Origin of the sequence: Paenibacillus taichungensis (genome assembly GCF_003287275.1) — a bacterium.
In the GTDB taxonomy this organism is placed as follows: domain Bacteria; phylum Bacillota; class Bacilli; order Paenibacillales; family Paenibacillaceae; genus Paenibacillus; species Paenibacillus taichungensis_A.
The window spans coordinates 68,067-89,728 of record NZ_QEVW01000033.1; the positions used below are offsets into that span (position 1 = coordinate 68,067).

At 50.3% G+C, this 21,662-nt stretch carries 16 protein-coding genes; 14 read left to right on the forward strand and 2 right to left on the reverse strand.

Features of this window, described 5'->3' with window-relative positions:
- Positions 1-124: 124 nt before the first annotated feature.
- The 6 genes from DC345_RS30485 (at position 125) to DC345_RS30510 (ending at position 8,682) form a co-directional block, all read left to right on the forward strand.
- Positions 125-2,437, forward strand: a complete 2,313-nt coding sequence (locus tag DC345_RS30485) for a glycoside hydrolase family 3 N-terminal domain-containing protein (protein ID WP_113056334.1) — start codon at positions 125-127, stop codon at positions 2,435-2,437.
- Positions 2,434-5,535: an alpha-mannosidase gene (locus DC345_RS30490; protein ID WP_113056335.1), complete on the forward strand. Its 3,102-nt coding sequence runs from the start codon at positions 2,434-2,436 to the stop codon at positions 5,533-5,535. The genes DC345_RS30485 and DC345_RS30490 overlap by 4 nt, the downstream gene beginning before the upstream one ends.
- Before the next feature lie 139 nt (positions 5,536-5,674).
- Positions 5,675-6,550, forward strand: coding sequence for a sugar phosphate isomerase/epimerase family protein (locus DC345_RS30495; protein WP_091001471.1), 876 nt, complete (start codon positions 5,675-5,677; stop codon positions 6,548-6,550).
- A 12-nt stretch (positions 6,551-6,562) separates the two neighbouring features.
- A complete protein-coding gene (locus DC345_RS30500; protein WP_113056336.1) occupies positions 6,563-7,435 on the forward strand; it encodes a sugar phosphate isomerase/epimerase family protein in 873 nt (290 codons plus the stop codon).
- A 290-nt stretch (positions 7,436-7,725) separates the two neighbouring features.
- The gene (locus DC345_RS30505; RefSeq protein ID WP_053782996.1) at positions 7,726-7,953 is read left to right on the forward strand and encodes a hypothetical protein; all 228 of its coding nucleotides are present in this window, start codon (positions 7,726-7,728) and stop codon (positions 7,951-7,953) included.
- Between the two features lie 297 nt (positions 7,954-8,250).
- Positions 8,251-8,682 carry a VOC family protein gene (locus DC345_RS30510; protein WP_076291950.1) on the forward strand — a complete coding sequence of 144 codons (432 nt, stop codon included), beginning with the start codon at positions 8,251-8,253 and terminating at the stop codon, positions 8,680-8,682.
- A gap of 86 nt (positions 8,683-8,768) precedes the next feature.
- On the opposite strand, the gene DC345_RS30515 is transcribed toward DC345_RS30510, so the two are convergent.
- A complete protein-coding gene (locus tag DC345_RS30515; RefSeq protein WP_113056337.1) occupies positions 8,769-9,641 on the reverse strand; it encodes a hypothetical protein in 873 nt (290 codons plus the stop codon).
- A gap of 369 nt (positions 9,642-10,010) precedes the next feature.
- Here DC345_RS30515 and ytxJ point away from each other — a divergent pair, with 369 nt between their 5' ends.
- From ytxJ to DC345_RS30555, 8 genes are all read left to right on the forward strand, one after another.
- The gene (gene ytxJ, locus DC345_RS30520; protein WP_181586790.1) at positions 10,011-10,550 is read left to right on the forward strand and encodes a bacillithiol system redox-active protein YtxJ; all 540 of its coding nucleotides are present in this window, start codon (positions 10,011-10,013) and stop codon (positions 10,548-10,550) included.
- A 308-nt stretch (positions 10,551-10,858) separates the two neighbouring features.
- Positions 10,859-10,921, forward strand: coding sequence for a potassium-transporting ATPase subunit F (locus tag DC345_RS30525; RefSeq protein WP_231952816.1), 63 nt, complete (start codon positions 10,859-10,861; stop codon positions 10,919-10,921).
- Positions 10,922-10,984: 63 nt separating this feature from the next.
- Complete coding sequence (kdpA, locus tag DC345_RS30530) at positions 10,985-12,664, forward strand: potassium-transporting ATPase subunit KdpA (RefSeq protein WP_113056339.1); 1,680 nt, start codon at positions 10,985-10,987, stop codon at positions 12,662-12,664.
- Between the two features lie 67 nt (positions 12,665-12,731).
- The gene (gene kdpB, locus DC345_RS30535) at positions 12,732-14,876 is read left to right on the forward strand and encodes a potassium-transporting ATPase subunit KdpB (protein WP_258530933.1); all 2,145 of its coding nucleotides are present in this window, start codon (positions 12,732-12,734) and stop codon (positions 14,874-14,876) included.
- Between the two features lie 36 nt (positions 14,877-14,912).
- A complete protein-coding gene (gene kdpC, locus DC345_RS30540; RefSeq protein WP_113056340.1) occupies positions 14,913-15,473 on the forward strand; it encodes a potassium-transporting ATPase subunit KdpC in 561 nt (186 codons plus the stop codon).
- A gap of 129 nt (positions 15,474-15,602) precedes the next feature.
- Positions 15,603-17,942 (forward strand): histidine kinase, encoded by a 2,340-nt coding sequence (locus DC345_RS30545; RefSeq protein WP_113056341.1) that lies wholly within the window; start codon positions 15,603-15,605, stop codon positions 17,940-17,942.
- A gap of 8 nt (positions 17,943-17,950) precedes the next feature.
- Positions 17,951-19,531: an ATP-binding protein gene (locus DC345_RS30550; RefSeq protein ID WP_220095262.1), complete on the forward strand. Its 1,581-nt coding sequence runs from the start codon at positions 17,951-17,953 to the stop codon at positions 19,529-19,531.
- 1 nt (position 19,532) lies between these two features.
- Entirely contained in the window at positions 19,533-20,231 is a 699-nt protein-coding gene (locus DC345_RS30555) for a response regulator (RefSeq protein ID WP_113056342.1), read from the forward strand.
- Between the two features lie 90 nt (positions 20,232-20,321).
- Here DC345_RS30555 and melA read toward each other — a convergent pair whose 3' ends face one another.
- Positions 20,322-21,623: an alpha-glucosidase/alpha-galactosidase gene (gene melA / locus DC345_RS30560; protein WP_113056343.1), complete on the reverse strand. Its 1,302-nt coding sequence runs from the start codon at positions 21,621-21,623 to the stop codon at positions 20,322-20,324.
- Positions 21,624-21,662 lie beyond the last annotated feature (39 nt).

Genomic DNA, 21,662 nt, shown 5'->3' on the forward strand with positions numbered 1-21,662 from the left:
CGCCAAATTGACAGGGAAATAGTCGTTCTATTCTACGGGAGTCAACGGAGTTATCGTATTCACCATATTCACCGTATTTACCGCAGTTGCCAAACCAAGCCTAACTCATAAGGAGAATGTGCATATGGACTATAAAGATGCTTCGCTTTCCATTCAGGAGCGGACCCGAGACCTGCTCGGACGCATGACAACGGAGGAAAAGATAGGACAGCTGATTCAGCCCATGGGGTGGAAGACTTATGTGAAGGGAGCAGATGGTGCTGTTCAGGTTACGGATGAGTTTAAAAAGGACATCGCAGAGGGCGGGATCGGGTCGTTGTATGGAGCACTACGGGCTGATCCCTGGACGGAAGTGACGCTTGAGACTGGCCTGACGCCTAGACAGGGAGCTGTTGCCACGAATGAAATTCAGCGGTATGCCATGGAGAACTCCCGGCTGGGAATCCCGATTTTATTCGGGGAAGAGTGTTCTCACGGGCATATGGCCATTGGGGCAACCGTATTCCCGGTACCGTTAGCGGTAGGAAGTGCTTGGAACACGGAGTTGTACCGCAAGATGTGTGAAGCGATTGCTGTGGAGACTCGGAGCCAGGGAGGAGCGGCAACATATTCGCCTGTGCTTGATGTAGTGCGGGACCCGAGATGGGGACGGACGGAGGAATGTTTTGCGGAAGATCCGTACCTGATTGGTGAATTGGCGATTGAAGCGATAAAAGGATTGCAGGGCGACCGGCTCGATTCCAACCGGACAATTGTGGCGACACTCAAACATTTCGCGGCCTATGGCAGCTCCGAGGGGGGGCGCAATGCGGCCCCTGTGCATATGGGACTGCGCGAGCTGCACGAGGTGGATCTGCTGCCGTTCAAGAAAGCGGTGGAAGCCGGAGCGTGTTCTGTCATGACAGCGTATAACGAGATTGATGGTGTGCCTTGTACGTCGAGTTCGTATCTGCTGAATGATCTCCTGCGCGAGCAATGGGGATTTGACGGATTTGTCATTACCGATTTTGGTGCGATTCAGATGCTGGTTAGTGGGCATAACACTGCGGAGAACGGGGAGCAGGCCGTTGCTCAGTCACTTAAAGCAGGTGTGGACATGGAAATGTCCGGGTACATGTACCGGAAGCATCTCGGGCGAGCCCTGTCGCAAGGATTAATTGAAGAGAAGGATCTGGATACGGCGGTAAGGCGGGTGCTGGAGATGAAGTTCAGACTGGGCTTATTCGAACAACCCTTCATTGATCCTGACTTTGCAGAGCAGGTCATCGGATGTGAAGATCATATTCGTTTGGCGAGGCAAGTGGCGCAAGAGGGAATCATTTTACTCAAAAATGAAGCAAACACCCTTCCGCTTAGCAAAACTGGTACAAAACTGGCGGTCATAGGCCCGAATGCGAATCATGTCTATAACCAGCTTGGTGACTACACCTCGCCGCAGCCGAGAGGACAGATCGTTACGGTGCTGGATGGGATTAGGCGCAAGCTTGGTGCTGACACCGGAAAAGTGTTGTACGCACCGGGCTGCCGGATCAAAGGGGATTCCAGAGAAGGCTTTGCGCAAGCGCTAGCCTGTGCTGAAGAAGCAGACACCATCATTATGGTGATGGGAGGGTCAAGTAGCCGTGATTTTGGCGAAGGGACCATTGATTTGCGAACGGGGGCATCCGTTGTTACGGATGATCCATGGAACGATATGGAATGCGGCGAGGGCATTGACCGGTCTTCCCTGAATCTGATGGGTGTTCAATTGGATCTGGTGCAGGAAGTACATAAGCTGGGGAAACCGGTTATTGTCGTATATATTAACGGACGACCGATTGCCGAACCCTGGATTGATGAGCATGCCGATGCCATTGTGGAAGCGTGGTACCCGGGGCAGGAGGGAGGCAACGCTATCGCAGATATTCTGTTCGGTGATGTGAATCCATCTGGTCGCCTTACCATCTCCATTCCCAAGCATGTAGGCCAGCTTCCGGTCAACTACAATGCCAAACGCACCCGGGGCAAGCGATATCTGGAGACTGATTTGTTACCACAATATCCATTCGGCTTTGGGCTGAGTTACACGGAATTCAAGTACGAGAATGTAAGAGTTGTGCCGGAAGTGATCGGACCAGACGATGAAGCGGAGGTACAGGTAGAGGTCACGAATACGGGAGCGGTTGCGGGAAATGAGGTTGTACAGCTGTATATTACGGATGTATCGGCATCGGTTACCCGGGCGGAAATTTCACTAAAGGGATTCCGTAAAATTCATCTGGAGCCGGGACAGACCCGGACGGTGACCTTCCCTGTGCAAAAAGAACATCTGGAGCTGATCGACTCCCGTCTTCAGCCTGTTGTGGAACCGGGTGAATTCAGACTGATGGTGGGCAGCAGCTCCAGAGACTGGACTGCTTGCAGTTTACACATCCAGAAGGTGGGGGTGGAGGTATGATTCGAATTCAGAGATTTATTCAGGATCTGGCTCAGCAGCAATGGATGGATACCATTGAACTTCCAGAGTGGCAGATACAGAAAGCCAAGTATATCCGGCCAGGGGAATATGAATATGAACAGGAGAATGAGGCTGTCGAAAGCTTGAATCCGCTCGATAGCAACCATGGAACGACTTATTTTCTGAGCAAAACCGTAGAGATTCCGGCCAATTGGGAGGAAGACCTGGTCGGATTGGTCTTCCAGGCCGGGGGTGAAGGTCTGCTGAAGGTAAATGGCATGCCTTATCACGGACTGGACCGAAATCATTGGTATGTACCGTTACCGAAGAGCCGTGTGGGAGTTACGCCTTTGCTGGAGATTGAGCTGTATGATCCCATACCGGAACCACATGACCCCCTGAATCGACAGGCGGTCATTCAGCCGCCAATTCAGGGCATCCGAGCCGCTTTGGTTCGTGTTAATTCGTCTCTACAGAGTCTAATGTACAGCATTACGGTACTTACGGAATCACTCAGAGCATTGCCGGAGAAAGACTTAAAGCGCACCCGTCTTGTCCGGGAAATACATCAGGTGATGGATAAGATGTACAACGAGCCGGAGCGCTGGAGTGAAGCGGCGTGGGTGCAGCATTGGGAAGAATGGCTCGCACAGTCGGTGCAGGAGGAAGACCCGGAAGAGTACCGGGACGGATTCATGCATCTGGTTGGGCAGTCCCATATCGATATTGCCTGGCTGTGGCCTGTGCGTGAAACTGTGCGCAAGTCCAGCCGCACCTTCTCCACGATGTGTACTTTGATGGATGAGTATCCGGAGTTCGTGTATTCGCAGAGCCAACCACAGCTGTATGCATTCGTGAAAGAGCATTATCCTGAGCTGTACGAACGAATCAAAGCCCGAATTGCCGAAGGTCGTTGGGAGCTGGTGGGTGGCATGTGGGTAGAGCCGGATCTGAACATTCCAAGTGGAGAATCGCTTGTACGGCAGATCTTGTACGGGCAGAACTTTTATCTGAAGGAGTTCGGTAAACGTTCAAACATCGAGTGGCTTCCGGATACTTTTGGCTACTGTGCTTCGCTGCCACAACTGCTCAAGCTGGCTGACATTCCTTATTTTATGACCACTAAGCTCAATTGGAATGATACCAACGTTTTCCCGTATGATCTGTTCCATTGGGTTGGTATTGACGGCACCTCGGTGCTTGCGTATCTCAATCATGGAGTGAATGAACATACGAGGCCCAAAGATGTCGATGAGCACTGGCAATCCTACAAGCAGAAGGATGTACATCCCGAGCAAATGCTGCTTTATGGGCATGGCGATGGTGGAGGCGGGGTAACAAACGAAATGGTTGCGTTCGCAGAGCGATCCCATTTCATGGTTGGGCAGCCCATTAGCAATTTCAGTACAGCAGGCGCGTTTTTCGAAGAAATTTCTAACAACAACCCTAAGCTGCCCAAATGGCATGGCGACTTATATCTGGAACTGCATCGTGGAACCTATACAACCCATGCGCGCAACAAACGGAGCAATCGCAAAGCGGAAGTGTTGTATCGGGAAGCGGAGATCTGGGGGCAATTTGCCGGAGTTGAAGCAGCACAGGCGAAAAGTGATCTGGATGAAGGCTGGAAGCTGATCATGTTGAATCAATTCCATGACATTATCCCAGGGACGTCCATTCCCGAAGTATACGTGACATCTACGGAGGAGTATACGAAAGTATTTGCTCTGGGGACATCGGCAGTGGAAGGCACCCTTGGAAGAATTGAGGAATGCATTGCGACAGATGGCTTCGACGGTCAGCCCTATATTGTATTTAATAGTCTGGGTTGGGAGCGGGGAGAAGTCGCCAAGATTACAGGCGACGAGAAACTGAGCGGTTTAGCAGCGTTCGACCATCAAGGTAATCGTCTGGCGAGTGACCTTGAGGCAAATGGAGACGTGCTGAACTTGTCAGTCTATGTCCCATCCATTCCGGCCTTTGGGTATGCCACGATATGGCTGCGCCAGACACCGGATGCCAATCTTCCTGCATTGAAGCAGGATGAATCCTTTCCTTTTGTCTGGGAAACGGACTTTTACACGCTTGAATTTAACGATATAGGAGAGATCACCAGTTGGTATGACAAATCCATGCAACGGGAGTGGCTGAAGCCGGGCGATAAAGCGAATGAACTGCAGTTTTTCCATGACAGGCCAACGTATTGGGATGCTTGGGATATCGATTCGCGGTTTGAATCGCAACGTGCAGGAGCGGCAGAGTTGATTTCCAGAGAGGTAGTTCAGCGTGGTGTAACGCAGGATGTTCTTCGGTTTCATTGGAAGTTAAACGACTCGGAGATTCACCAGGACATCATCCTGTATCGTCATCAACGACGTGTTGATTTCATGACAAAGGTAAACTGGGCAGAAAGACATAAGCTGCTCAAAGTGGCTTTTCCTGTTGATCTGGTATCAGCGAAAGCAGCCTACGAAATTCCGTTTGGTGCGCTGGAGCGGCCAACCCATAACAACACCAGCTGGGAGCAGGCCCAGTTTGAAGTATGTGGTCACCGCTGGGCGGATATCTCTGAGGGCAACAGTGGTGTAAGCCTGCTGAACGATTGTAAATATGGATATGACATCAAGGATCAGACGATCCGTCTTTCCCTGCTCCGTGCTCCCAAATGGCCGGATGAACATGCTGACCAGGGTGAGCATGAATTTACTTATTCCCTGCTGCCGCATCAGGGGGATTGGCGTGAAGCGGGTGTGGTACGACGTGCGATGGAGTTAAATCATCCGGTCAAGGTTGTTGCGAGTGAACGACACTCTGGCACATTGCCAGCAGAACATAGCTGGGTCCATTTCCATAGTGAACATGTCATTCTGGATACAATCAAGGCTTCCGAAGACGGCACGGGAACGGTACTTCGTTTCTATGAGTCATCTGGTGGAAGAGAAACGGTTCAAATTCAATGGGCTGACGCGCGTGTTCAGACGTCTGTGGTCAATCTGTTGGAAGATGAAATCATGCCATTGGCTTGTCATGAAGGGAAGTTTGAGCTGACGTTCAAGCCATATGAAATTCAAACCGTGAAGCTGGTTTCAGCAGATTAGTCTCAGGAAATCGGATAAGAAATGATCGGAGAAAAAGGAGTGACCGGGTAGGGGTCGAAAATTTAATAGAGCATTCCGTCCATCATGAAGGCTCACCAGGAATGAAAAAACAAATACTGATTTAACGGGAGGGTATGGCATGAAATTAACAAACAAGATTGGCGTTATCGTGGATAGCTTCGGTGTAGGTGTACGTGAAGGGTTAAGCAAAGCGAAGGATGTAGGTGCAGAAGGCGTACAGATCTATGCAGTCCATGGAGAGATGGACCCCGAAAATCTCTCTCCCGCAGCCCGTAAGGAGTTAAGAAGTTATATCGATTCTCTTGGTCTTGAAATTTCTGCCCTGGTTGGCGATTTGGGCGGTCACGGGTTTCAGGTCAAGGAAGATAATCCGTGGAAAGTAGAGAAGTCCAAGCGCATCGTGGATCTTGCTCTGGATCTAGGTACGAATATCGTCACAACACATATCGGTATTGTTCCGCACGATCCTTCCTCCGAAGTGTATGCCACACTGCATGCTGCATGTGAGGAACTGGGCCAATACGCCAAAAGCGCAGGAGCCTACTTCGCGATTGAGACGGGACCGGAAACGGCAGCAGACCTGAAAGGATTTCTGGATACCCTATCGACTAACGGGGTTTCGGTGAATTTTGACCCGGCGAACATGGTGATGGTTACCGGAGATGACCCTGCACGAGGCGTTCATCTGCTCAAGGATTATATTGTGCATACCCATGTGAAAGATGGTGTGCGCTTGAAGGAAGTAGACCCGAGAGACGTATACGGAGCAGTGGGATATGCACCTATGGATCATGAGAAAATTGCCGAAATGGTCTCTTCCGGGACGTTCTTCCGTGAGGTACCGCTGGGCGAGGGCAGTGTGGATTTTGACGCCTACTTTGCAGCCCTTCGGGATATTGGCTACAAAGGTTATCTGACGATTGAACGCGAGGTAGGCGATCAGCCGGAGCAGGACATTCGCAAAGCGGTTAAGTTTATCCAACAATACCGATAGGGAGCTGAGCAGATGAAAGTGGGCCTGAGTACGTATAGCTTGTTGAACGATCTGAATTCGGGTGAAATGACGGTTCTGGATATCATCGACTGGATTGCTGCAAATGGTGGCGAACATATGGAGATGGTTCCTTATGGTTACACCGTGGAGGACAATCCTGATCTCGCCGACGCCATTCGGGAGCGGGCTGCTTCTGTGGGTATTGAGCTGTCCAACTATTCGATGCCTGCGAATTTCGTGCAGGAGACGGAAGAAGCTTTTGAAGAAGAGATAGCTCGGGTCAAAAGACATGTCGATGTTGTACACCGCATGGGTGTAAAGCATATGCGTCATGACGTAACGGCGTTTACTTTGCCCAAGGAGAAAATGACCATTGCCTGGTTTGAGGAAAATTTGCCGCTGATGGTGAAGGGAAGCCAGATCATTGCTGATTATGCTGCACAGTTTGGCATTACAACAACCATTGAGAATCACGGCTTCAGTGTGCAGGCCAGTGACCGTGTGCAGCGTGTGCTTCATGCCGTAGATCGTCCCAACTTCAAAACGACACTCGATATCGGCAACTTCATGTGCGTGGATGAGAATCCGATTATCGGGGTCATGAAAAATCTGCCGTACGCTTCTCTGGTTCACTTCAAGGACTTTTATTTCCGCCCTTATGATGAGCATCCGGGTGAAGGGGAATGGTTTACAACCGCTTACGGCAACTTCCTGCGTGGTGCCATTGTGGGGCAAGGGGATATTCCAATCCGCAAAATTGTGAGGCTCATTAAAGACTCCGGTTATGATGGTAACATTACGATTGAGTTTGAGGGCATGGAGGAATGCAAATCTGCTTCCAAAATTGCCATGAGCAACCTGCGTCGCTTCTGGGAAGAGGCTTAAGGCAATCATTAGTTTTACATCGTGGGGCCACTTTAAGGAAGTGGCTCTTTTTGCACTTCTTATGTTGGTAGTATACATGTGGAATGGGTAACGTTAAGCAACTGATCAAGTCGTCAGATCCCTCTCCATTTCCGGCATTAAGTCAGTTCGAGGTGTTTGGCTGCGAAGCCTAAAACATTAACATTAATTGGTTCACGATAAGGATTAAGTTACGATCATCACAAGTATGGTATAATGGATCTATTCAGCCTGGAAAATGACTGGCTATGGATAGGGGAGATCACTGATCTATGCAGGTATTCGAGGACTGGAACCAGAAAGTGAAAAAAACGTTTAATGCTACGAATCCCGAGGTTGTATTGACGGTATCTGAAGCAGGGAGTTTGCTCGGTCTGACCAAAGATCAGATGAAACTTTATGTAGACAAGAATAAACTAACTAAGGTCCCGATCATGAGAAGTGTTCACCGATACCTCTTGTTGAAAAGTGAAATAGATAGCATCGTAAAAACGCGCTAACCTCATAGGATCGACCGCAGCCATTTTACCGACAGGATTCGGGAGAGTGGTTTTTTTTTCGAAAACACCGAGGATAAAATAAGGATTACAGGACAATCATACCAATGAATAAACTTTGGGACCCAGTACCACTGGGAGTTAAACGAAGAGTGGTCAGAGCCTGTTTGCAGAGGGGAACTTGTTCTTAGAGTAGCTTGTGGAAATACCTTCTTGTCAATGGACAACCTATTCGTATATACTCTTGTCGCAAGTGGCAGGAATGGTTCAATTACATGATATCAAGGAGATGAAGCACGAATGGCGATTAGCTTGAATGTGTATCTTGTAACGGATGGTAACGGACGTGAAGCAGTGGAATTTTATAAAAAGGCATTTGGAGCGGAAGTGTTGGCTCTCCAGACATTTGGTGATGGTCCTTCCAACCCAGACCACCCCGTTCCTCCCGAAGCGAAAGACCGCATTATGCATGCTTCTTTGCAGATTGGCAGTTCTGTATTGATGTTATCCGATACATTCCCTGGTATGCCTTATATTGTGGGTAATCATGTAAACGTTACGGTGAACACAGATACTGCCGATGAAGCCAAAGCAATTTTCAACCAGTTGCAAGACGGTGGCGAAGTGAAGATGCCAATACAAGAGACATTCTGGAGTCCAGCCTACGGTATGGTTATCGATAAATTTGGCGTTCAGTTCCAGATCAGCTGTGTTGCAGCCAACCATCAGTAAATTGTAAGTTAGTGTCCCTGATATATATGATTGAACTACAAAACCTCCAGAACATGAGTAACATGTCTGGAGGTTTTTTTTGACTTTTATTCTTTCTGAATCTTGGAAGGATTGTTGATTTTGTAGGGAACAGGGTTCTTGGCCAGCTTTTTCTTGATAATCTTTGCTTCAAAAGTAAGCACATCGCCAACCTCAAGCTCCTGCTTCTTGATCGTGGCACTGTGACTGGACCAGGCTTCGCCAACGTCAACAACTTCGGGCTCCGTAATTGTAACAGCTTCATAGATAATGACTTCATCATCATTGTCGGAGAAGTGGTTCGGCACGGTCGTAAATTCCTTCACAACAGCAGACATTTTCACTTTACCCTCCGGCAATTCAATCTTAAGCGATTTAGCTTTACCTGCGGTTTTGGCCTTTGGTTTAGCAGCACTGCTTGTTGCATTAGCAGGTCCAACATATTCTTCCACAAGACCGTCAGGGTCGCCTTTTAGAGCAGAGGTATCATCGTCATCCGTTTCCACATCCAGTTCGGAATCAAAGTCACTTATACCGGATGGAATCTTATCCGAATAGGAATCAGTAACAGAGTCTTGTGCAGTATCGGAGCTAGGAAGCTCTTCTAAGTTGGTTGTAGCGACTGGTTCATTAGATTTGTCCTTTGCCGTGCCTGCTCCGACCGGATTTTTTACATTATAGCCAGAAGCCTGCATTTCTTTCAGATAAGACGGATGAATGCAGTGTTTCTGATCATTGTCCAATTGAATGACTGCTGCCATATGATCGACAAAGCCAACGATGGTGCAAGGCATGTTCAGCCCATTCCCTTTATAATAGAACGTTTTGACCTTCGTTGCTTTTTCCGAAAGCAAGCCCCATTCCTGGCACTTCTCAATCAGCTCGTCTTCGTTCTCCAAAGCGGTATAATACTGCGGTTCGATCATAAAAGCATATGCCATAACGAATTTCCGCCTTTCCAATCAGTTCTTCATGTTCATCGTTGCCAAATTACACTCAGTGTATCACAAAACTGGACCCTTCGATGAGGAATATAAAAGCGCCTGGGTAGGCGCCTATGGTATAATTTTGGTAGACAACGGGTGGGAATTGCCGCAAAGAATTCATAAATAAAAACCCACCGTTAAACAGGTTGACTGCCTGTGGTGGGATTTGCTCTGCATCTGAATAGACGCGCGCCGTAAGAGGGTTTTACCTCTCCATGTTGTCTATTCTTATGTTACCATAGCCATTTTATACAGGCAAATGAACGACTGAACCTACATTAAAGTAATAGTATCTTATAAATAACTTCAAGGAGGATGATCTCCATGGATAAAAAAGCGAATCCTCAAACTCTTTGGCTCGGGGTCGGTATTGTCATAGGAACGAGTATTGGTGCAGCAACGAACCAGATCGCTCTCGGGATTGCCTTCGGTGTGGCACTGGGCGTCGTGGTCGGAGCTGTCGCTAGCAAACGTGCAGGCCTGAGGCTGGATGATATGCTGAGTGAACATGTCCAGGAATTGCATAAGCAGGAGGAATGGGAAGAGGTGCTTGAGCGGTCACAGGATCATCCGGTGCTGCTGCTGAAACACAGTACAACTTGTCCAATCAGTGCGAGAGCATACAGGGAGTTTATGGCCTTTGTGGGCTCGAATGCATCAGATCCCGCACAGAAGATGGAGTACCGGATCGTCAAAGTCATCGAAAGCCGCTCGCTGTCCCGACGTATTGCGGAAGATACCGAGATTCACCATGAATCGCCTCAAGTCCTGCTGCTGGACGGCGGCCAAGTTATTCAACATACGTCACACGGGAAAATTACCCGGAAGAGACTGCTGCAATGGGCCCAGAATCCGTTTGGATGAAGGGCACTCAATATACATAGACCCGTTTCCTTCAGCTGATGGCTGGAGGAAACGGGTCTTTTTTACGCTTTTTTTACACCCTGGCTGGTATTTCTTTACCCCCTTTTTACAGTGTTTCGTATTACGATTTCATATGTAGAAGGTTGCAAGAACGGTAGAGAGAGGGAGGAGAGCACATGGTGAAGGATGCCATGATCATTGGGCTGGTTGTGCTGTTGTTTGTGGTGTTCTGGGGATTTGTGAAGTTTTGTGAGAAAGCATGAATGCATAGGGCATGAAAGGGGAGGAGCCGTATGATCGTCATCGGCATGATTGTGCTCGCACTGGTAGTCTATCTTGGTTATGTGCTAGTGAGGCCAGAGAAATTCTGATGGCCGCTTGGGGCACGAAACCAGAAGCACTCGGATCGTCGATTTTAGGGAGGAAATGCGGATATGAGTAGCGGTTTATTACAAGTGGCGGTGACGCTGCTGATCATCATACTGCTGGTGAAACCAGTGGGAAGTTATCTGGTGAAGGTGTTTGACGGCAAACGAACTGGACTGGATCGGATATTTGGCGGGCCCGAGCGATTGCTGTATCGATTGATGGGGGTGAAGGAGAACGAGTCGATGGGTTGGAAAAAGTACCTGTCAGCCGTGCTCATTTCGAACTTCGTCATGCTGTTATTGATGTTTCTGGTGCTGCGGCTGCAAAAGTATTTGCCACTCAACCCGGATGGCATCGGCAATATGCCTGCCGCACAGGCCTTTAATACAGCTGCATCGTTCATGACTAACACGAACTGGCAGTCTTACACGGGCGAGAACGCTCTGTCATATCTATCACAGATGCTGGCCGTGACGTTTCCGATGTTCACCTCAGCCGCGACCGGATTCGCGGTCGCTATTGCCTTCATTCGCGGCCTGGTGGGCCGACGGGATGAACTGGGGAACTTTTACGTCGACGTGGTACGGTCGATTACGAGAATCTTTTTGCCGCTGAGCTTCATTGTGGCGTTGTTCCTCGTATTCCAGGGTGTGCCGCAGACACTGGCGGGAGCGGTGAACGCGACCACGCTGGATGGGGCACAGCAGACGATTAGCCGCGGGCTGGTCGCTTCGCTGGAGTCGATCAAGCACTTGGGTACCAATGGTGGAGGCTGGTTCGGAACCAATGCCGCGCATCCGTTTGAGAACCCTACGGCGTTGTCGAACCTGGTGCATATCGTCTGCATGATGCTGCTTCCTACTGCGCTGGTTTACGCCTTCGGCATCATGGTGAACAACCGGAAGCAGGGCTGGACGCTGTTTGCGGCGATGAGTTTACTTTTCCTCGTGATGCTGACCACGGTCTTTGTGTCGGAATATCGCGGTGTGCCAGCGCTGGATGCGGTGGGAATCCAAAGTAATATGGAAGGAAAGGAAGTCAGGTTCGGAGTATCCGAATCGGCACTCTTCACAGCAGTGACTACAGCAGCCACAACCGGGTCGGTGAACAATATGCATGAGTCGCTCACCCCGCTTGGTGGCATGGTTGCACTGGCTGAGATGATGCTGAACAACGTATTCGGTGGTAAAGGAGTAGGTTTGCTCAACGGACTGCTCTATGTGATTCTGGCCGTATTTATCTGTGGGCTGATGGTTGGGCGGACCCCAGAATTTCTGGGCAAAAAAATTGAGGGCAAGGAAGTGAAGCTCGCGTCCATCGCGCTGCTTGTTCATCCTTTGATTATTCTGGCCCCGACCGCGCTGGCGCTTATGCGTCCTGAATCTGTTGCTTCTATTTCGAATTCAGGCATGCATGGTCTGACCGAGGTGTTATATGCTTTTGCATCCGGAGCTGCCAATAATGGATCGGCGTTTGCCGGGTTGAATGCCAACACGGACTTTTACAACATCGCCATTGGTGTGGTGATGCTGCTTGGAAGATACATTTCCATGATCGCGATGCTCGCCATTGCCGGATCACTGGCCACCAAACGAATTGTTCCCGTAACAACGGGTACACTGCGTACGCACACGCCTCTTTTTGCAGGTATTCTGGTGATGATGATTGTGGTAGTTGGAGCGTTGACGTTCTTCCCATCACTGGCACTTGGACCGATTGCAGAGCATTTGGCGATGATTCGATGATGAACGGTACGGTGGTCGGTTATGGGAAAAGGAGCAAGGATGTAAAGTGCGGAGGTGGATTATCACAATGAATGTTGTGGAACGAAAGAAGGAGCAGACGGTGGAAGGATTAGACAGAGGCACGATCAGAACCCAGGGTAAAGGAACGAGAGGTACGGGTACGGATCCCGGTACGCCCAAAAGAAGCAAAACATTAAGTCGGGACATTCTGCTCCAGGCATCTCTGGATGCCTTCAAGAAGCTGAACCCGGTCGTCATGATCAAAAATCCGGTGATGTTTATTGTCGAAGTTGGCACACTCATCACATTGCTGTTATGTATCAATCCGGATCTATTTGTTGCATCTGAGGCAGGATGGGGGTACAACATCGCGGTGTTTCTCATCCTGTTGTTCACGCTGCTGTTTGCCAACTTTGCTGAAGCACTGGCAGAGGGACGGGGCAAAGCTCAGGCAGATACGCTGCGCAAGACGAAATCGGACACCACTGCGAAGCTGGTACAGAAAGACGGAACTATCAAACAAGTGTCTTCGACCCAGTTGAAAAAAGGAGATATCGTCCGTGTAGAAGCAGGCGAACTGATTCCCACGGACGGAGAGATTATTGAAGGCCTGGCCTCTATCGACGAGTCCGCCATTACCGGGGAATCGGCTCCCGTAATCAAAGAGGCGGGCGGTGACTTTTCCTCCGTTACAGGAGGCACGCGGGTTAATTCCGACTATATTGTGATGCGTGTGCAGACCGATCCGGGGGAGTCATTCCTTGACCGGATGATCTCACTCGTTGAAGGCGCACAGCGCCAGAAAACGCCGAATGAAATTGCGCTGACAACACTGCTCGCCGTGTTGACCCTGATATTCCTGATTGTCATCATGACCATGGTGCCAATGGCGAATTATCTGGGCATCCGGCTTGATCTGGCTACCCTTATCGCATTGCTTGTCTGTCTGATTCCGACTACGATTGGCGGGCTGTTATCTGCGATCGGTATTGCGGGCATGGACCGTGTCACGCAGTTTAATGTACTCGCCATGTCGGGTAAAGCGGTGGAAGCGGCAGGCGATATTGATACGCTGATCCTGGACAAAACCGGAACAATTACGTACGGCAACCGCATGGCCTCGGAGTTTATTCCCGTTCAGGGCGTATCTGCACAGGAGATGACCAGGGCCGCTCTGCAAGCTTCCGTAGTGGATGAGACACCAGAGGGACGCTCGGTTGTTGAATTGGCTGGCAAGCAGGGCGAGAACTGGGCGGAGACGGAATATGCAGATGCAGAACATGTGAACTTCACGGCAGAGACCCGCATGTCGGGTCTGAATCTAAGCGGTGGGAAGCAGATCCGCAAAGGTGCGGTGGATGCGATCAAACGCCATATTTCCTCCCGTGGGGGACGGATCCCCGGCGATTTGGACGATATAGCTAACCGAATTGCAAAAGCTGGGGGAACACCGCTTGCGGTTGCGATTGATGATCAGATTTATGGTGTGATCTATTTGAAAGACACGGTGAAGCCGGGGCTGAAAGAGAAGTTTGCGGAGATGCGCTCCATGGGCATCAAGACGATCATGTGTACAGGGGATAACCCCCTGACAGCGGCGACCATTGCGCTGGAAGCGGGCGTGGATGATTTTATTGCCGAAGCCAAGCCGGAAGACAAGATTACAGCGATCAAAAAAGAGCAGCAGGAGGGCAAGCTCGTCGCCATGACCGGCGACGGTACCAACGATGCTCCTGCTCTGGCGCAGGCCGATGTGGGCCTGGCGATGAATTCGGGCACCATGGCGGCCAAGGAAGCGGCCAACATGATTGATCTTGATTCCGACCCAACCAAACTGTTGTCGGTGGTCTCCATTGGCAAGCAGCTGCTCATTACTCGCGGCGCACTGACGACCTTTTCGATATCCAATGATATTGCCAAGTATTTTGCTATCATCCCGGCGATGTTTATTTTAGCGATGCCGCAGCTTCAGGCACTCAATATTATGAATCTCGCTTCGCCGCAGTCCGCAATTCTGTCAGCGCTGATTTTCAACGCCATCATTATTCCACTGCTAATCCCAATTGCCATGCGGGGTGTGAAGTATCGGGCCATGTCGGCGGAGCGGCTGCTTGGACGGAATGTGTTCATCTATGGTGTGGGCGGTGTAATCGTACCGTTTATCGGTATTAAGCTGATTGATCTGGTGCTTTCGGGACTTCATTTGGTGTAAAGGTACAACTAATAATAATTTCAGGATGTGATTCATATGAAACAGGTACTGCCCGCCATTCGACTGTCTGTCGTGCTTATGCTGATATGCGGTATGATCTACCCGCTGGTTACAACCGGAGTGGCGCAGCTGCTCTTCTCGAATCAGGCCAACGGCAGTCTAATCACAACTGACGGGAAAACCATCGGTTCGTCGCTGCTATCGCAGGAAGTGAAATCGCCGGGGCTGTTCCAGCCCCGGGCATCGAACGCCAATTATGATGGAACTGCATCAGCTGGTTCCAATCGTGCCGTGGCTTCGGAGGCGTATATTGTTGAAATGAAGGAAAAGGTGGCTCAGCTCAAGCAAGAGAATCCGGGCTTGCAGTACATTCCTGCAGATCTCGTGACAGGTTCCGGTTCCGGTCTTGACCCGGATCTGTCACCGGAAGCAGCAAAAGCACAGATTCCGCGGATTAGTCAGGCAACGGGCCTTGGTGAGCAAGAGCTTGCCAAGATCGTGGAAGAACATACACAAGGGCGACAGCTGGGCATATTCGGTGAGCCGCGTGTGAATGTGACTGCTTTGAATCTGGCGTTAACAGCTGAGCTGAAATAACGTCAATGTATTGGGTAGATCCACAGGGAATACAACAATTTCCCTTGGTTGCTCGTATCATGCCTTCTTCCGAGCTTCGGAAGGGGCTTTCTCCATTTTAATTAAAGGTTATGTTGGGGGAGTGAACGGATGGAAAACAGCTTCAAGCGGAAATCTCCGGAAGACATCTTGAAAATGATCACGAAGCTGCAGCAGGGTACCTTGAAGATATATATCGGTCCGGTCAGCGGTTCGGGCAAAACGTATCATATGCTCAGGGAAGGAAACACATTGCGCCACCAGGGGATTGATGTGGTTATCTGCGCTGTGTCGACCATGCAAAGACCGGAGACTGTGGAGCAGCTCGGCGAGTTGGAGCGGATTCCGAGCATTCACTGGTCTCGCTGGAAGGATGGCATGGAGATGAAGGACTTGAATCTGGATGCCCTGCTGGCACGTAATCCGGAGGTCGTGCTCGTTGACGGGCTTGCTCATAGAAACCGAAAAGAGGCACGTCATGCAACCCGACTGGAAGACATTCAGTATTTGCTGCGACACAATATCAGTGTCATTACAACGGTGAATGTATATGAGCTGGAGGGGTATACGGAGCTTGCACGCCAGCTCACGGGAATTGCTGCAGAGCATACCGTGCCAGCAGATACCCTTGAACTGGCTGATGAAGTGAAGCTGATCGATGTAACTCCTGAAACCGTATTAAGCCGTCTTGCCGAGGGACATCTTCGGGGACATGAGGGCGAAGCGGTGTTCCGGCATGGCAATTTGGGTATTTTGCGTGAACTGGCTCTCCGACTTGTCGCAGAAGGGGTTAACGAATCACTGCGTGAGCACCGGGAAGAGATGGGCATTACGGTTACGACAGGCATTATGGAACGCATTTTGGTATCCACCCAATATCACTGGAACGGGTCCATCTATATTCGGAGAGGACAGCAGATTGCGAAGAGATTAAACGGAGATCTGCATGCCGTGACCTTTCGCAATATGAAGCAGCCGCTGACCAAGGAAGCTACCGTTTTTCGTCGCAACATGATCAAAATGGTGGAGAAATTCGGAGGGCAGTTTGAGGAATTGCCTGTGTTACACCGCCGTAACATTCCACCTACACTTGCACGCTACGCAGTCCAGCATCAGATTACCCGTATTGTTATGGGGCATTCACGGCACAGTCGCTGGCAGGAGCTGTGGCGGGGATCATTTGTTAATTCCTTGCTGCGCAGGGTGCGGGGTGTAGATCTGTTTCTACTCGCGGATCGGGCACAACATGAGGGTGAGCGGGTGCTTCCGACCCGACTGCCGGATACAGAGACGCCAACTTATCGCAGGTTAAGCGAGCAGGAGATGAAGGCACAGATTGGTCAGATTCGGCGGGGCAAGTTCAAGGTATACATCGGTGCTGCGCCAGGTGTGGGTAAAACCTATATGATGCTCCGGGAGGGCAATGATCTGCTCCGCAAAGGCATCGACGTACGGATTGGTCTGCTGGAGACGCATAATCGGGCGGAAACGATGGAACAGATTGGCCAATTATCCATCATTCCGCGGGAGCAGCGGACATACCAAGGAGTGCAGCTCGAAGAAATGGATACCGAAGCGATTCTTCGTCTATGTCCTGAAGTGGTATTGGTGGATGAGCTTGCGCATACGAATGTTCCGGGAAGCATGCGCCAAAAGCGTTACGAAGATGTTCAGATCCTGTTGGATGCGGGCATCTCTGTCATCACTACCGTGAATGTGCAGCACCTGGAAAGTTTGAACGATGCGGTGGAACATATAACGGGAATCAGGGTCAGGGAGACTGTGCCGGATCATATGTTGCAAACGGCAGACGAGGTTCAGCTTATCGATGTGGCCCCCCAAGCCTTGCGGCAACGCATGCGGGAGGGTAAAATCTATGCAGCAGCCAAGGTAGAACAAGCGCTTGGTCATTTTTTTCGCATTGGTAATCTGATTGCCTTACGGGAACTTGCCTTGAGGGAATTGGCCGATGATGTGGATGAACGCCTTGAATCACAGGAGCGCAAAAGTGCACTTCGCGGTCCCTGGCGCAGACAGGAGGTGGTCTTTGTCTGCGTAAGCAGTGATGAGCATGCAGAGCGGTTGATTCGTCGCGGATTCCGCACAGCCTACCGGTTAAAAGCGGTCTGGCATGTGCACCATGTTCATGTAGGTGAAGTCATGAGTGATGAAGTGAAATGCCAGTTGGAGGAGCTGGAACAGCTGACCGTTCGACTGGGCGGCAAATTCCATATTCATCATAGCCAGAGGCTGAGAGATGTACCTGGTATTTTGGCGGGTAAAGCTTCTGAGGAAAGAGCAACGCAGTTGGTGGTTGGTCAAGCGAGACGGGTTTGGTGGCTGAACGGCTATCGTGGAAAGGGAACGGTGGTCAGCAGGCTGGTACGGTTATCCAGACATATGGACGTATTAATTGTTGCGGACTACGATTATGAACTGAGCGGGATGTGAGATGTGCTGTGTCTGAACGAAATAAAGGGGAAGACGTCTGGCTGAAGCTAAACCGTGTTCCCAAATATATATGGGTAACCCTTGGAATTACATTGCTCACCATTCTGCTTCATGCGATAGGGATTAGCGATGACCTGGTTAACGTGGGGTTAATTTATCTTTTTCCGGTATTGGTCAGTGCTGTGTACTGGGGAATGGGTCCGGCCATATATGCAGCAAGTCTTAGCGTTGTTGCCTTTGACTTCTTTTTTGTTCCTCCGTATCTCAGTTTTACGGTTGAGGATTTGCGATATTTGTTTTCCTTTGTTGTGTATTTGGCAGTGGCTGTATTAACAGCGAGTCTGGCGGGGCGCCTGCGGCAGCAGCTGGAAGTGGTAAAACAACGCGAGATTACGACGAATTCGCTATATGCCTTAAGTCGCCAGATGACGGCTGTTACAGATTTGCATACTCTACTCGGCAACATTGTGAGACAGGTGTCACTGACACTTGGGGCTCCGGCAGCAATATATCTCCTGAATGCTCAAGGCGAACTTCAGGTTACCTCCTCTTCGGAGGATTCGGATGTAATTGCCTGGGGTAAAGGAGAAGCTGAAATTGCTATTGCCAAATGGGTGTATAAACATGGTGAAATCGCTGGACGCGGGTCCTCCAGCCTGCGGGAATCAACTGGTTTGTATGTGCCGCTGCGTACAGAAGACCAGATCCATGGGGTGCTCGCTGTGAATCTGGAATCCAGCGAGCTTCAGGATCAGCGAGAAAAGCTGCGTTTGCTGGAAGCGTGTGGCGGGCTGGCAGCAAGCGCCATTGCCCGTGTCAAGCTGGCCGAAGAAGCGAGACTCGCGCAGGTGACGGCTGAATCGGAACGAATTCGCACCGCTTTGCTGGACTCGGTGTCCCATGAGCTGCGCACACCCCTTACGGCCATCATTGGTTCAGCAACGGGTTTGCTGGAAAATGATTCTCTTTTTACCCCGGAGGATCGAAAAGAACTGACAGGCAATATCCGGGATGGAGCTCTGCGTATGAACAGGCTGGTAACCAATTTGCTGGGCATGGTGAAGCTGGAGAGTGGCATGTTGCAGCTGCGTAGGAAATGGTGTGATGTGGGCGACATGATCGGGATTGTTCTAAATCAGGTTCAGCAATTCATCCAGCAACGTCGCATTCGGGTGGAATTGCCGGATCAGCCGCCGTTTGTATCCGGGGATGAGGTTTTGCTGGAGCAGGTTCTGGTCAACGTCATCAGCAATGCCATCAAATATTCACCAGAGGATAGTGAAATCGTCATTACGGTGAAGATGGATGAGCCGCATGGACGAATGACCATGGTGGTGGCTGATTCGGGTGTCGGGATTCCGGAAGCAGAGCGCGAGCGGGTGTTTGAGAAATTTTATCGATCCGAATCGTCACGGCATGTGACAGGTACGGGACTCGGGCTTGCCATCTGTAGAGGAATCGTCGAAGTTCATGGAGGTACGATCACCGCAGAGCCGAATCCGGGAGGCGGGACACGTGTATGCATCTGTTTGCCTACAGAGGAACCCGAAGCATCATTCCCGTATATGGGACAAAGAGAGGAAGAATGACATGACGGCACCACAAGGCGCGCGCATATTAATTGTGGATGATGAACCACAGATCCGTAAACTGCTGAAGGTTACGCTGCAGGCGCATCAATTTGAGATTCACGAATGCGCCGACGGCGAAGAAGCGGTCAGACAGGCAAGCATAGTGCATCCTGATCTGGTTGTGCTTGATCTGGGCTTGCCCGGTATGTCCGGAATGGATGTACTTCAGCGGATTCGGGAATGGTCGCAGGTACCAGTCATCGTGCTGACTGCAAAGGAACGCGAAGAGGATAAAATTGCTGCACTTGATGGCGGGGCGGATGATTATGTCACCAAACCGTTTGGCATGGGAGAGCTCGTTGCCCGTATTCGGGTTGCCCTTCGCCATGTGGCTAAAACTACGGATGAGCCGGTATTGCGTTTTGGTCCGCTTACGATTGATCTGGCCCAGAGACAGGTCGATTTGGACGGATCACCCGTAAAGTTAACACCAACTGAGTATGAAATGCTGAAAGTACTCGCAACCCATGCAGGCAAAATTATTACCCAACGCCAGTTGCTGCAACAAGTGTGGGGAGGACATCATCATGAGTCGGACAGCCATTACTTGCGGGTATATGTCGGCCATCTGCGCAAAAAATTGCAGGAAGATCCCACGCGTCCCCGTTTTATTCAGACCGAGCCGGGAATCGGCTATCGTTTTCTGCTTCAGGATTAGGCTGGGAAACAAGATGAAAGCTCAAAAAAGCACCAGCCTCTCCCTGTTAAGAGGGGACTAGTGCTTTTAGAATTGCATACAATGAACTTCTTATGACGTGTACTTCGGCAACCAGTCGCCATGAGCTTCGATCAGCTCATCACACATTGAGACGATATCATCAATGGAAAGCTCGGCAGCTGTATGCGGGTCAAGCATCGCGGCATGATAGATGTGCTCTTTTTTGCCCGTAATCGCCGCTTCAATGGTCAACAGTTGAGTGTTAATATTCGTACGGTTCAATGCCGCAAGTTGCGGAGGCAGGTCCCCGATATACGTCGGGCTGATGCCTGATCCATCCACAAGACAAGGCACCTCAACACAGGCTTCACGAGGCAGGTTGGTAATCAGTCCGTTATTCATGACATTACCGCCGATTTTGTAAGGGCGATCCGTCTCCATGGCCTCCATAATATGCGAAGCGTATTCCCGGCTGCGCGTATGTTCGATATTTTCGCTGGATAACAGCTTCTCACGCATTTCTTTCCAGCCTTCAATCTGGTCCACGCAGCGGCGCGGATACTCGTCCAGCGGAATGTTGAAGCGTTCAATCAGCTCCGGGTAGTTTCGTTTAATAAAATAAGGATGGTACTCGGCATTATGCTCGGAGGACTCGGTTACATAGTATCCAAAGCGCTGCATCAGTTCATAACGGACCATGTCATCATGCTGCTCTTTCTGTTTTTCCTTCGCCAGACGTTTAATCTCCGGATACAGATCCTGACCATCCCGTGTGACTTCCAGCAGCCAGGCCATATGATTGATACCCGCAACTTTCGCGACCACACCCGTCTGATCAATCCCCAGTGCATCAAACAGATGCGGCACACACACCTGTACACTGTGACACAGACCTACAGTTTTAATTCCGCCATGCACGTTCATGACATTGGTCAGTACTGCCATCGGGTTGGTGTAGTTCAGGAACCACGCATCCGGGCACACTTCCTGCATATCCTGTGCAAAATCGAGCATCACCGGAATCGTCCGCAAATTACGGAAAATCCCGCCAATCCCGAGCGTATCGGCGATCGTCTGACGTAATCCATATTTCTTCGGAATTTCAAAATCTGTAATGGTACACGGATCATATCCGCCTACCTGAATGGCATTAATCACATATTTGGCCCCGCGCAGTGCTTCCTTGCGGTCGGTATAGGCTTTGATGGAACAACCACTTCCGATCGAACGTGCCATACTGGTGAGCAAGCGCTCCGAGTCGCTTAGGCGTTCCGCATCAATATCGAACAACGCCAGCTCAAAATCCTGAAGCGCTTCAGTCATCATGACATCACCCAATACATTTTTGACAAAAACGGTGCTTCCTGCACCGAGGAACGTAATTTTGTTCATCTCAAGTTCAGCCTCCCTGAATAAATGGTGTACCTCCAA